The sequence below is a fragment of the Pseudoglutamicibacter cumminsii genome, from assembly GCF_016907775.1.
Lineage (GTDB): Bacteria > Actinomycetota > Actinomycetes > Actinomycetales > Micrococcaceae > Pseudoglutamicibacter > Pseudoglutamicibacter cumminsii.
Window position 1 is genome coordinate 772,237 of sequence record NZ_JAFBCO010000001.1, and the last position, 12,938, is coordinate 785,174.

Here is a 12,938-nt window from a genome sequence, read left to right on the forward strand (position 1 = left end):
GCTCCATTCTCGTTCCATAACTCTGGAGCCTCCACCAAACCCAGGGCGCTTCACTTTACGGCCTCACTGCAAATCCCCTAAAGAAGAGACCGCTACTGAGCTTTGCCGGATCGTCATCCAGCACGACCCGCCCCACTTCTTCGCCGGTGGACCGGTCATAACGCAAAATTCTGTACGGAGAACCATCATTATTATCTGCCATGACGACAACCTCAGTATCAGTGAAGATCGCCACGGATGAAGCGGAATTATCGCTATATCCTTCAACGCTAAATTTGCGTTCCGTATGTCCCGTCTTGATGTCCGTGGACATGATCGAATCCTTAACCCCGTACCACTCAAGCTTTCCGTCCTTCAGCGACTGACGGGTTACTTGAGGAAGGTCTGTACCATCTTCACTGATCAAAGGCTCGGTCACTTCATCTGAGCTCAGGGCCTTGCTCTCATACTTACCGGTCTTGGTGTCCCAAATCGATAAAACGGGCTTAGCAGGAACATCCAATCCACCTCGTCTCTCGTCAGAGATGTAGTAGATCTTTCCATTAAGGCATGGCGCATCATTGAGTACCTGGCCCTCTCTAGCCTGAGTACTGCTGCCGACAACTTTCTCCTTGCCATTGTTCGTGCCAGTTAATTGGCTGAGAACCATGGGCTCTGTATCAGGATCACCCGTCTTCGAATATGGACCGGTAGCCAAACCTATCCCGAAGACCTTCCCCTCGCACTGAGCAGCAATGAAATAGCTACCTTCAACTTCGGCTAGAGAGCTTCCGGAACTGGTGGTGGTCACAACCTGAGTCGTATACCCGACGTCGCTGAAGCCCAGATTATAAAGTCCCACTACAGTATCCGGCGTGGTGGCAAGCATGGCGTATTGGCTGTCCGTTTTTGCATTCTCAAAACTCTTCATGCCGTTACCATCTAATAAATAGTCGGTCTTCATATCACTGAAGAACAACCCCTTCTCAGTCCACGCTATCGAGCACATGTCCATGCCCCAGGTCTGCACTTCTGAAAAAGCACCATCGTCGTTTACCAGCAAAACCTTTCCGTCTAGGCTTTTCCCATCCATGTCACGGCTCTGAGCACTGAAGCACAGTGCGTACGCGGCCTCGCCTAGAGCCTTGGTTTTTTGGGATGAGGGATCAGCTGGTGAACAGCTAACCAGGGTAAAAACAGTGGCCGACACTGCCGCTGCGGTGATGATACGACGTCCGTGAATCATGAGTGTTCCATTCTGATACAGAGTTTGGGCCGGCCCAATCTTAGGCCGGCCCAAATACTAGTTTTCCAGTACGTTTAGAGGGTCTTGTACGTCACTGTCTTTGAGGAATCCTTAATGTTGTAAGGATAAACGCCCGGACCTCCGTTGCCGTCCAGATCAATCCCCGTCGCCGCCTTGTAGGCCGCCCACACCAACTGCGAACAATTCATCGTCGAACCGGTCGTCGACTTGTTCACGGCAAAATTGAAGTTATATCCCTTGCCGCGCAATTTGTTGAAGGCATAGTTAGCAGCCTTACCTCTATTGGTCGATGTAGTCCTAACGTACTGCTTCACCGCGCCCTTGCCTACCTGCACCTTGTTGGCTGCGATGGATCGGCTCTTCTTTCCGGCCCCGGGAGCTTCCACGATGGTTGCGGTTGAGTAGTAAATGCCTGTGTGGCCATGCCGAACGAAAAACGTCGAAGCAGGAGAGACGAAAATATCACCCTTACGCTTCGCAGGACCCAAGGTAACGGTACCGCTGCCCCCGCTACTGCTGCGGGCCGAAGCAACGCTTCGATTAGCCAGAGAATCGACCGATTTCGCTTCCCGCACCGAAGCCTTACTCTCGGACAAAGCCCGATTAACGGCTTCGTCCAAACTGATTCCTTCATCCTGTGCGAACTTACCCAGCGAATCTCTCAGCTCGGTGACCGAGGTTCCAGGATTGAGACTTGCCAGCTCATTCAAAGAACCGTTTCCCGTATCAGCCAACGCCGGCATAGCCGAACCAATGACCAGCATGCTCGAAGCTGCGATTCCCGCGAACATATGACGTTTTTTCAAAACACAACCCCTAGCACGTAGCAGTAATGATCCAAGTAACCCGTCAAACATGAACATAAAGAAGCACAAAAATGCATAGCGCATCCGACGCACGTTCAACGAAAAAGATCCTTGATCTGAAGAGAAATAATATTTCAGATCAGTGGATAAAATGATCCTAGCGTTAAGCACGTCACCACGGAAGACTCTTTGGTAAATTTTTCACAGATTTTTATATATGTTCACGTCAGACTTCAAACCAACCCCACCGACGCCCGAGACAAAACCACCAGCAAGAACCTTCAGCTACGCGCTCCAACCAAATACGCGTGATACCCACCCATGCACTAATCTCAAAAACGGTCGTTTATGACACACCTATCTGCCGGGGTGGTCGAGAATCCTCGAGGGTTGAGAACTCAACAGATTTTCCGAGTTCGAGTCCCTGTAAGAGAACATCGACACCAGCCCTTCGGGCGGAAGACTCGTATTCAGTATCATCGCCTCCCTCGCGGAGTTGGAACGAGACCCCCGTCCCCGAACGTACCAACGCCGGCGGACGACCCACACCTCTCTCGCCTGACACACTGCGCGCCGCAAGAAGACTCTTTGAACAGCGCGACATGACTGTGGCGCAGATCGGTGAAGTTCTGGGCGTTAGCCGCAGCATGATCTATCGCGCCCTGGGGAAACATCGCTCGAAGTAGAAAACGCTCTCTGCTGAATTATCCACTTATCTAATAAGCATCAATCTACCTCGACCGAAAAATGTCAAGCTGTGTGGAGTCACTAAGCAGCCTGCAACGCAGCTCCTGCGTCTTCTGACGGCAGGTTGATTCCAACAATTCCTGCAGGCGCAGGAGTGACCGGATCCCGGTGAAAACGTGCTGGATGCTTCCGGTAGTAATCTTCCAAAGCCTGCTGCCGCACCTGCCAAACCTGCTCCCAGGACCCGTCATGGACCTGCGCCGGAGAGAACAATGAAGCGCCCTGGGTTTAGTGGAGACTCAGCTCATTTGATTTCTACCAGTTCTTTGGCGCTGGTAACCCCAGCATAGGACTTTTCTTCATGCTCGAGCGGAGGCACATCCCCGAGGTAGCCGTGCAGCCGCTGCGTGTTGTGCCAGTGCACCCATCCCAATGTCGCGAGTTCGAGATCATCGATCGTTTTCCACGGCCCCGACTTCGCTGGCCCGCGCACCAACTCGGCCTTGTCGTAGCCGTTCACCGTCTCAGCGAGAGCATTGTCATAGCTGTCGCCAACGGTCCCGATCGAGGGCGTCGCCCCGATTTCGGCAAGACGCTCACCGTAACGAATGGACGTGAATTGACTGCCCGCATCGCTATGGCAGCGCAGGTCTGGGAGGTGCCTGCCGCGTGACCAGCGGGCCATCTCGATCGCGTCGAGCACCGTCTCGGTCTTCATGCTCGATGCACATCGCCAGCCCACAATCATGCGGCTGAACGCGTCGATGATGAAGCAGAGGTAAGCGACTCCCTGCCAGGTGGGCACGAACGTCAGATCTGTCACCCACAACTGGTTTGGCGCATCCGCCCTGAATACCCGGTTCACGAGGTCGGGATGCCTCGGCATCCTCGGGTCAGACTTCGTGGTCTTGACCCGTTTCTCGCGCCGCACCCCTTCAATCTGAAGGATTTTCATCAGTCTCGCGACTTGGTCACGACCGATATCGATACCCGATCGCTGGGCTGCTTTCCAGCAGCTTACGCACCCCATAGACCGAGTAGTTTGATTCCCAGAGCTCGAGTAGCCGCGGCGCGACCTCCGCGTCCCTGATCTGCCGGGCTGATACCGGCCTGCCGTTCGCGGCGTAATACGTAGACTTTCAAGATTTCATTCGCGCGCTTGAGTTCACGCACCTCTTGTTCAAGTTCTCGCATACGTGTCTGCTCGTCGGTCCTCACCCCAGCTTTCACACCGTCATCGATGCCAGCTTGAGGCACCCAGGGCGCACTGACTCAACACCATAACCGAGTTGCTCAGCCACCCGCGAGGTCGTTCCTTGGCCCGTACCGAGCTCGGCGCGGAGCGTTCACACCATCCGGACCGCCGCAGCCTTCTCCTCAGTGGAATAGCGGCGTCCCTTGTTCTTGTGTTGGACCATGGCTCCATTCTCGTTCCATAACTCTGGAGCCTCCACCAAACCCAGGGCGCTTCATCACGCCACGGGGTCCCGGTCCGGAACCGGTAGGCGATGCCCTCCACGCATATGGAAGACACGCTCTAGCCAGAAGGCTGATGCTGGTACGGTTGAAACTGAAAGCCCCGGAGCGATCCCTGCGTTTCAGACGCATATCACCGGGGTTATTGCTTTCCCGGACCCGCAGTCCCGGGGAAAACAGCGGGGGCGGGACACCGGTTGGTGTCCCGCCCCGATTGCACTAACGAGGCACCTCAGTAGGATTCGAGGTTGTCGTCGCATTTGGTGGGCATGAATTCGTTCGCGAGGTTTTCCGTTCCGCGGGCGAGGATGCTCACGTCAGCGCCGACGTTGACGAAGTGCGCTCCTGCGTCGAGGTAGTCGCGTGCCTGGTTCGGGTCGAACGCGTTGACGCCCACAATCTTGCCGGCGTCCCGCACCTTGGAGATAACCTCCTTGACGGCCCCAACCACCTCAGGGTGGGTCTGCTGGCCGAGGTATCCCATGGATGCCGCGAGATCGGATGGACCCAGGAAGACCGCATCCACACCGTCAACCGCCGCGATCCTATCTGCATTGCGCACGGCTTCGGCAGATTCGGCCTGGACGATGAGGCTCACGATCTCGTGCGCCCGCGTCAGGTACTGAGGCACGCGGCCCCATCGCGCCGAACGTGCGAGTGCGGAACCAACCCCGCGCACACCTTCAACCGCAGAACCGGCGGCACCTGCTCCGCCTGGCTGTGGGTACTTCATCGCAGCGGCGGCCGCACGTGCGTCCTCGACCGTGTGAACCATCGGAACCATGATGCTGGTCGCGCCGGCATCCAGGACCTGCTTGATGATCGCGGCGTCGTTGCGTGGGACGCGGACCACTGACAAGCTCGGGTAGGCGGCGATCGCGCGCAGCTGGCTGATGAGGCCTTCGAGGTAGAACGGGCCGTGCTCAGCGTCGAGCAACAGGTAGTCGAAGCCCGCACCCGCGCAGATTTCCGCGGCGGTCGGGTCCCCGGACGCGACGAACATACCGACGACCGGGCCAGCGACCCCGTCAGCGCGGCCGCGTGGCTGATCGGCCATGCTCGGCTGCGTGAAGAGGTGTTTGAAGCTGCGTTCGGTGTGGTTTAGACGAACTGGCATGTCACAACCCCTAGTGGACCGTAGTCGGCCATCACGGTGTCGCCCTTGTCTACCCACATTGGGCGGGTGAAGGAACCAGCGAGGATGATCTGGCCCGCACGCAAGACTTCGTCGTGTTCGTGGAGGCGATTAGCGAGCCAGTGAACGCCGTTCGCTGGGTGTCCGAGCACGCCGCCACCGAGGCCTGTCTCTTCGATTTCCTGGTTCTTGTACAGCAGGCCGCCGAGCCAACGCAGGTCGTGCTCGTCCGGGCGGACCGGGCGTCCACCGACCACCATGACGCCCATCGCGGCGTTGTCTGCGATGGTGTCGACGATGGTGCGGCCTTCCATTTCGACGCGGGCGTCGAGGATTTCCAGGGCTGGCACAACGTATTCGGTTGCGCGCAACACGTCGAAGATGTCGGCGTCCGGGCCGCTCACGTCGTCTTTGAGTTTGAACGCAAGTTCCATCTCAACGCGCGGCTTGGTGTAGATGTCCCATTCCAGCTTCGAGCCGGATTCGAGCACCATGTCTTTGAAGATCACGCCGTAGTCCGGTTCGGAGATGCCGGTCGCATACTGCATGGCTTTGGAGGTCAGGCCGATCTTGTGGCCGGCCACAACGCGGCCTTTTTCTTCGCCGCGCTGGCGCCAGATCCGCTGGATCGCGTAGGAGTCTGCGATCTCCATGTCCGGGTAGCGTTTGGTCAGTAGCGGAACGGGAACTTTGGTTTCGCCGGCGGTGACGAGTTCGTCGGCGATTTTCACGCGGGTGGTTTCATCCAGCATGTGTTCGCTCCTTAGTTCAGCTCGTTTTCGCGGTTTGCGAGGTATTCCTCGAACTTGACATTCCATTCACCGGTTGGTGGGAAGAGGCCTTCGATCGGGTTGCCTTCCTTGACGCGTTCCATGACCCATTCGTCTTGGATTTCGGTCTTGAATGCGTGGTCGGCTACCTGCTCCACCACTGCTGGTGGGATCACGACGATGCCGTTGGAGTCAGCGACGATGATGTCGCCTGGCTGCACAGCGGCACCGCCGCATGCGACGGTTTCGTCCATGGTCCACGGGACGTGCTTGCGACCCAGCACAGATGGGTGCGCACCGTTGTGGAAGGTCGGGATGTCAGCTTCAGCAACCTCGGAGAGGTCGCGGACTGCGCCGTCGGTCACGATGCCTGCAGCGCCGAGGAGCTTGGCGCGGGTTGCGAGGATGTCGCCGAGAGTTGCGGCACCTTGTTCGCCGCGGCCCTCGATGACGAGGATCTCGCCTTCCGTGAGGTCGTCGAACATCTGCTTCTGGGTGTTGTAGCCGCCACCGTGCTGCTTGAACAGGTCCTGACGCAACGGGATCATGCGCAAGGTACGTGCACGGCCTACGATCTTCTGGGTTCCGTGGGTGGCGGTGAGGCCCGCGATGGTGCACGCCTCGATACCTGCCGCCTTGACCGAGGAGGAGAGGGTTGCGGTCGCGGATGCCATGAGCTTGGCGCGGACCTCATCGGTGAGTGGGTCGGCCTCGGTTGCAGCATCAGCATCGGCCGCGGCATCCGCAAGGCCTGCGGCTTCCGCGTCGCCCCATGCGTCGATGCGGTCAGCGTCAGTGACCTTGGTCGGGTTGCCGAAGTCCTTGAAGCCTTCAGTGCCCTGGACCGCGGTGGTGCGCAATTCGCCAGTGGACTGCTCGCCGGCCTGAACTTCAACGGTCACGACGTCTTCCGGCTTGAAAACGGAGGAACCCGCTGGGGTTCCGGTGAGGATCACATCGCCTGGCTTGAGCGTCATCTGCTGGGACAAGTCAGCCACGATCTGACCGAACGAGAACAGCAGCTCCTGCGTGGTGGCGTCCTGGACGGTTTCACCGTTGAGCTTGGTGATCACGCGCAGGTGCATCGGGTCAAGGTTCTCGGCAGGGATCATGACCGGGCCGAGTGGCGTGTAGCCGTCGCCGGACTTGGAGCGGACGTTGGAGCCCTTGTCGGCGTACTTGATGTCCTGAATACCGATGTCATTGGAAGCGGTGATCCAGCCGACGTGCGCCCAGCCTTCGTTAGGGGTGATGCGGCGGGCTTCCTTGCCGATTACGAGCGCGATCTCGCCTTCGAACTGCAGCAGTTCGGTATCCGCTGGGCGTTCCACGGTCTCCCCAGTCAAGGCGAGCGAGGAGGTGGCCTTCATGAAGTAGGAAGGGTACTTAGGGGTACGGCCGCGCTGTTCGGCGCGGGACGAATATGCCAGGTGAACGGCAATGACCTTGCCGATATTGTCCAGAACGTCCTGGGTTACTTCGATGGGCTGGTTAGTTGTGCTGAACACTGACACTCCTACTGACACTCCTAGTGACATTCGTGCTAATGCGCCCCTGTTGAATGCGCCGGTCTCATTCCTCATCGTATACGTTTTGACTGCCGCTGTGACCTGCTACATAAGAAATGTGTATAAGCAAGCACCGCATCGGCCGCTGTGAATTCCGGAACTGACCTCCCACTCTCGTATACGATCCGTATATGACCTCCGCACATAAGCCGAAGCGCCGCCCCAGGACCACATCGAAGTCCCAGGCCGCCTACGATGCCGTGCGTGAACGCATCTTGGACCGCACGTATGAGCCGGGTTATCGCTTGGTTTTGCAGACCATCGCCGATGAGTTGAAGTGCTCCGTGGTTCCGGTGCGGGAGGCGATCCGCCGCCTGGAAGCTGAGGGGCTCGTCGAGTTCACTCGCAATAAGGGCGCTACGGTCGCTGAGGTTGATACGGAGCTGTACCTCAACACGATGCAGACGCTCGCGGTCCTGGAGGGCACCGCCACCGCGTTGGCTGCGGAGCACATTTCAGCTTCCGATGTGCAGGCCGCCCGGGACTTGAATGAACAGATGCGTGCGTTGCTAGCTGATTTTGATCCGGCCGAGTTCACGCGCCTGAACACTGAGCTGCATGCGTTGCTGTATTCGGATTGCCCGAACACTCACCTGCTGGATTTGGTGCACCGCGGTTGGACGCGGATGGATGCGATCAGGGTTTCGAGTTTCGATTCGATCCCGGCTCGCGCGCACGAATCCGTCGTTGAGCATGCGGAGCTGATCGAAGCGATCGCCGCCAAGAAGCCTGCTACCGACATCGAGGCGTTGGCCCGCGCCCACCGCATGCACACGCTCAACGCATACCTTGAGGCCATGGGGCGCCCGCCGTCGTCCATTTAAACCCTTTCCATGCCCCCGCGGATCGTATACGATTACACATAAGTGGGCACCAACCCACCAACAACCCGGCCCGCGCGGCCACGCAGGCATCAAAGCCAGCGCCACGACGTGCGACCACACCGGCCACCGGACCACTACCGGATTGAGGAGCTTCACACATATGGCACAGCAAGCAGTCCCGGAGAACCTTCCAGATCAGATCCGCCACTACATCGGCGGCAAGTGGGTTGACTCTATCGACGGCGACACCTTCGACGTCCTCAACCCAGTCACCAACGAGGCCTACATCAAGGCTTCCTCCGGCAAGGTCGCAGATATCGATGCTGCGGTTGCCGCCGCGAAGGACGCTTTCGAAAACGGTCCATGGCCAACCATGCTTCCGCGCCAGCGTTCCCGCATCCTGCACAAGATCGCGGACGTCGTGGAGACCCGCGCGGACGAACTCGCAGCGATGGAGTGCTTCGACACCGGCCTGCCGATCTCCCAGGCACGCGGCCAGGCGCACCGTGCGGCTGAGAACTTCCGGTTCTTCGCTGACCTGATCGTTGCCCAACACGATGACACGTTCAAGGTTCCAGGCCGTCAGATCAACTACGTCAACCGCAAGCCAATCGGCGTTGCCGGCCTGATCACGCCGTGGAACACCCCGTTCATGCTCGAATCGTGGAAGCTCGCGCCAGCGATCGCAACCGGTAACACCGTGGTGCTCAAGCCGGCAGAGTTCACGCCGCTTTCCGCATCGCTGTGGCCAGGCATCTTCGAGGAAGCTGGCCTGCCAGCAGGCGTGTTCAACATGGTTCACGGCTACGGCGAAGAGGGCTTCGCGGGCGATTCACTCGTCAAGCACCCAGACGTTCCGCTGATCTCCTTCACCGGTGAATCCAAGACCGGCCAGATCATCTTCGGCAACGCCGCGCCGTTCCTCAAGGGCCTTTCGATGGAGCTCGGCGGCAAGTCCCCAGCCGTCGTCTTCGAGGATGCAGACCTCGAGACCGCGATCGACGCAACCATCTTCGGTGTGTTCTCCCTCAACGGCGAGCGCTGCACCGCAGGTTCCCGCATCCTGGTTCAGCGCAGCATCTACGACGAGTTCGTGGAGCGTTACGCGGCACAGGCTAAGCGCGTCAAGGTTGGCCTGCCGTCGGATGAGACCACCGAGGTCGGCGCGATTGTGCACCCTGAGCACTTCGAGAAGGTCATGTCCTACGTCGAAATCGGTAAGGAAGAAGCTCGCCTCGTAGCTGGTGGCGGCCGCCCTGAAGAGTTCTCTGAGGGCAACTTCGTTCAGCCGACCGTTTTCGCTGACGTCTCCCCTGACGCCCGCATCTTCCAGGAAGAGATCTTCGGCCCAGTCGTTGCGATCACCCCGTTCGACACCGAAGAGGAAGCGCTCGAGCTCGCGAACAACACCAAGTACGGCCTCGCCGCATACATCTGGACCAACGATCTGAAGCGTGCACACAACTTCGCTCAGAACGTTGAAGCCGGCATGGTGTGGCTGAACTCGAACAACGTTCGTGACCTGCGCACCCCATTCGGTGGCGTCAAGGCCTCCGGCCTCGGCCACGAAGGCGGCTACCGCTCGATCGACTTCTACACCGATCAGCAGGCCGTCCACATCAACCTCGGCAAGGTACACAACCCAGTTTTCGGTAAGCAGGAAAACTAAAACCTGCCCCGGCCGGTGACCCTGCAGGGCGCCCCTGCACCGTGACCGGCCCCTGGTACCTAGCAACGGGTATCTAGCCTGGCTGCCGCTTGCTGCGGACCCGACTTTTCAGTCGGCCGCGGCAGGCGGCAGGTCTTTTTAGCGCACGATGCGGTGGTTGGGGTGACATTGCACGATGCGGTGGCCAGCGCGGCCTGCGTGAGCGGCCTGGAACGTTCCAGCCCAAGCCGGCGCGGCCTGTTCAGCTCGCTGCATCTTTGGTAGACAAGGTTCATGGCACCTACACACCAGCCGCCGTCACCACCACCGGGGCCGCCCTCGGGACCACCGGGTGGGCCGCCGGAACCACCATCGCCCAAGCTAGCCAAGGCATGGGCCGAGTTCAGCTGGGATAAAGCAATAGTCAAGATGCTTGTGCTTCAGGTCTTGTCCGGCCTGACGATGCTGGGATTCGTGTGGGGCGGCGGGTTCGGTGGCGTCCACACGCGCAGCGGGAGCGTGGTCGAGCCTGCCTACATCCTCGTAGCATGGGCGGGGCTCCAGGGCTGTTACGTCGTGTATAACCGTGCTACTGGTGTGAAGGACCAAAACTTCATTGTGCAGAGTCCCCGCTACATCCCGTTGCTGGTGATCTCGCAGGCCCTCGGTGTTGTGGTCATGGCTATATGCGCGTTCATTGGCGCGAACATGCACCGCGAACAGCATGCACTGGGTTCGCTCGTGGCACTCATCCCGGAGAACGGTGCGGCGTGGCTGGCTTTCGTTCTCTATACCGTTTCGATGGCTACGTGGCCGACCGCGTGGATGCTTTACTTGCTCATCATGTCGGCCCGCCGGAAAACGATCGCGCTCGGACTCATTCTTGGCATACCGGGCGTCGTCGTTACCTTGATCGGTGGCCTCTTTCTGGGGTGGCACAAGTTCAACGAAGAGTTCGCCGATGCGGATGCGGCGGTAGCGCTCTGGTTGCCGATTGCGCTGGGCGGCTTAGCGGCCTACGCGGCGTCGCTTGCGTGGCTTGCATGGGCGAAGCGGCGAGGCCACATCGGCCCGCCACCAGATAAGCCGGGCATGTTCACCGGCGCCGTCCGCTGGCGAGACTAGCGGTACAGGCAGGCGTGCGCGGCCAACGCAACTACCGCATCGGAATAATCATGCGGCGGCTAGTTTTTCTCTGCTCATGCTTCCCTACCAACGCCGGATCATATACGATTTGAGATAAGGGAACGTGCTCCAGCGCACACCACCTCAAACTCAGGAGGACAAACATGAGCAACCTGGTGAACCGCCAGAAGACCTCGTCCGGCTTTTACGTAGGCCAGGAAGGTCCAGTCAAGACCGACAACCCGATCCCAACCCCTAAGGCAGAAGCGCCAGATGTGCTGCGTTGCGCCTACATGGAGATTGTGGTCACTGACCTTGCCAAGTCCCGCGAATTCTATGTGGACGTCCTGGGCCTCGTGGTCACGGAAGAAGACGAGAACGCCATCTACCTGCGCTCGATGGAAGAGTTCATCCACCACAACCTGGTGCTGCGCAAGGGCGATGTCGCCGCTGTTGCCGCATTCTCCTACCGCGTGCGCTCCCCAGAAGACCTCGACAAGGCGGAGGCATTCTACAAGGAGCTCGGTTGCCGTGTTGAACGTAAGAAGGACGGCTTCGTCAAGGGCATCGGCGATTCGGTCCGCGTTGAAGACCCACTCGGCTTCCCATACGAGTTCTTCTACGACGTCGAGCACGTTGAGCGCCTCGCATGGCGCTACGACCTCTACACCCCAGGCGCGCTGGTGCGTCTGGACCACTTCAACCAGGTCACCCCGGATGTTCCACGCGCCGCGAAGTACATGCAGGACCTCGGTTTCCGCGTCACCGAAGACATTCAGGACGACAAGGGCACCGTCTACGCAGCATGGATGCGCCGCAAACCAACCGTGCACGACACCGCGATGACCGGCGGCGACGGACCACGCATGCACCACGTCGCGTTCTCGACCCACGAGAAGCACAACATCCTCGCGATCTGCGACAAGCTCGGCGCGCTGCGCATGTCTGACGCGATCGAGCGCGGCCCAGGCCGTCACGGCGTATCCAACGCGTTCTACCTGTACCTTCGTGACCCAGACGGCCACCGCGTCGAGATCTACACCCAGGACTACTACACCGGCGACCCAGACAACCCAGTTGTCACCTGGGACGTTCACGACAACCAGCGCCGCGACTGGTGGGGCACCCCAGTTGTGCCATCCTGGTACACCGAGGCGTCCCTCGTGCTCGACCTCGATGGCAACCCACAGGAAGTTGTTGCACGCTCCGACGAGTCCGAAATGAAGGTCACGATCGGCGCTGATGGCTTCTCCTACACCCGCAGCGACGACGAAGACATGCCGGACTGGAAGAAGGGCGAATACAAGCTCGGAAACCAGCTCTAAACCGGGTCTGAACCGGATCTAAGCCCGGCTTCAAGCCGGCGAGAACCACCACGAAACGCCCCCGCGGCGCCTGCAACTACGCAGGCCACGCGGGGGCGTTTCTTTTTGTCGATTTGTGACATGCGTCAGCCGTGCGGCTGTTACACCATGACCACCGGAGAGGTGCGCGAACCACTGCCTACGGGGTCCATCTTCATCCTGACGCGAATCTCCTGACAAAATCAACCATTGACAATCTCAACTAAATGTCATTCCATAGTTTTGTGACGTTGGCCACACTGTGACCGTCCCGAGCATCCCCGTCCCGAGCAACCTTTGGAGCAGCCTC

At 59.2% G+C, this 12,938-nt stretch carries 9 protein-coding genes and 1 pseudogene; 4 read left to right on the forward strand and 6 right to left on the reverse strand.

What is annotated here, in order from left to right; genetic code table 11:
• Positions 1-55 precede the first annotated feature (55 nt).
• From JOD50_RS03550 to JOD50_RS03575, 6 genes and pseudogenes are all read right to left on the reverse strand, one after another.
• Complete coding sequence (locus tag JOD50_RS03550; RefSeq protein WP_204880425.1) at positions 56-1,225, reverse strand: hypothetical protein; 1,170 nt, start codon at positions 1,223-1,225, stop codon at positions 56-58.
• Positions 1,226-1,299: 74 nt separating this feature from the next.
• Entirely contained in the window at positions 1,300-2,052 is a 753-nt protein-coding gene (locus tag JOD50_RS03555; RefSeq protein ID WP_204880426.1) for a YiiX/YebB-like N1pC/P60 family cysteine hydrolase, read from the reverse strand.
• Positions 2,053-3,043: 991 nt separating this feature from the next.
• Positions 3,044-4,157: pseudogene (locus tag JOD50_RS03560) on the reverse strand (IS3 family transposase).
• A gap of 290 nt (positions 4,158-4,447) precedes the next feature.
• Entirely contained in the window at positions 4,448-5,332 is an 885-nt protein-coding gene (locus JOD50_RS03565) for an HpcH/HpaI aldolase family protein (RefSeq protein ID WP_204880427.1), read from the reverse strand.
• Positions 5,317-6,102, reverse strand: a complete 786-nt coding sequence (locus tag JOD50_RS03570; protein ID WP_204880428.1) for a 2-keto-4-pentenoate hydratase — start codon at positions 6,100-6,102, stop codon at positions 5,317-5,319. The genes JOD50_RS03565 and JOD50_RS03570 overlap by 16 nt, the downstream gene beginning before the upstream one ends.
• A gap of 11 nt (positions 6,103-6,113) precedes the next feature.
• Positions 6,114-7,658 carry a fumarylacetoacetate hydrolase family protein gene (locus tag JOD50_RS03575; protein ID WP_204880429.1) on the reverse strand — a complete coding sequence of 515 codons (1,545 nt, stop codon included), beginning with the start codon at positions 7,656-7,658 and terminating at the stop codon, positions 6,114-6,116.
• Between the two features lie 161 nt (positions 7,659-7,819).
• Here JOD50_RS03575 and JOD50_RS03580 point away from each other — a divergent pair, with 161 nt between their 5' ends.
• The 4 genes from JOD50_RS03580 to hpaD all read left to right on the forward strand — a co-directional run bounded on the left by JOD50_RS03580 (position 7,820) and on the right by hpaD (position 12,610).
• Positions 7,820-8,512 (forward strand): GntR family transcriptional regulator, encoded by a 693-nt coding sequence (locus JOD50_RS03580; protein ID WP_204880430.1) that lies wholly within the window; start codon positions 7,820-7,822, stop codon positions 8,510-8,512.
• A 160-nt stretch (positions 8,513-8,672) separates the two neighbouring features.
• The gene (hpaE, locus tag JOD50_RS03585) at positions 8,673-10,181 is read left to right on the forward strand and encodes a 5-carboxymethyl-2-hydroxymuconate semialdehyde dehydrogenase (protein ID WP_204880431.1); all 1,509 of its coding nucleotides are present in this window, start codon (positions 8,673-8,675) and stop codon (positions 10,179-10,181) included.
• A 273-nt stretch (positions 10,182-10,454) separates the two neighbouring features.
• Entirely contained in the window at positions 10,455-11,285 is an 831-nt protein-coding gene (locus JOD50_RS03590) for a hypothetical protein (RefSeq protein WP_204880432.1), read from the forward strand.
• A 164-nt stretch (positions 11,286-11,449) separates the two neighbouring features.
• A complete protein-coding gene (gene hpaD / locus JOD50_RS03595) occupies positions 11,450-12,610 on the forward strand; it encodes a 3,4-dihydroxyphenylacetate 2,3-dioxygenase (protein ID WP_204880433.1) in 1,161 nt (386 codons plus the stop codon).
• The last annotated feature ends 328 nt before the right edge of the window (positions 12,611-12,938 follow it).

What these genes read in the sequence shown, in the direction of transcription:
- JOD50_RS03550 (WP_204880425.1), bottom strand. Translation starts at nt 1,225, where the DNA reads ATGATTCACGGACGTCGTATCATCACCGCAGCGGCAGTGTCGGCCACT.
- JOD50_RS03565 (WP_204880427.1), bottom strand. Translation starts at nt 5,332, where the DNA reads ATGCCAGTTCGTCTAAACCACACCGAACGCAGCTTCAAACACCTCTTC.
- JOD50_RS03570 (WP_204880428.1), bottom strand. Translation starts at nt 6,102, where the DNA reads ATGCTGGATGAAACCACCCGCGTGAAAATCGCCGACGAACTCGTCACC.
- JOD50_RS03575 (WP_204880429.1), bottom strand. Translation starts at nt 7,658, where the DNA reads ATGTCACTAGGAGTGTCAGTAGGAGTGTCAGTGTTCAGCACAACTAAC.
- JOD50_RS03580 (WP_204880430.1), top strand. Translation starts at nt 7,820, where the DNA reads ATGACCTCCGCACATAAGCCGAAGCGCCGCCCCAGGACCACATCGAAG.
- hpaE (WP_204880431.1), top strand. Translation starts at nt 8,673, where the DNA reads ATGGCACAGCAAGCAGTCCCGGAGAACCTTCCAGATCAGATCCGCCAC.
- JOD50_RS03590 (WP_204880432.1), top strand. Translation starts at nt 10,455, where the DNA reads ATGGCACCTACACACCAGCCGCCGTCACCACCACCGGGGCCGCCCTCG.
- hpaD (WP_204880433.1), top strand. Translation starts at nt 11,450, where the DNA reads ATGAGCAACCTGGTGAACCGCCAGAAGACCTCGTCCGGCTTTTACGTA.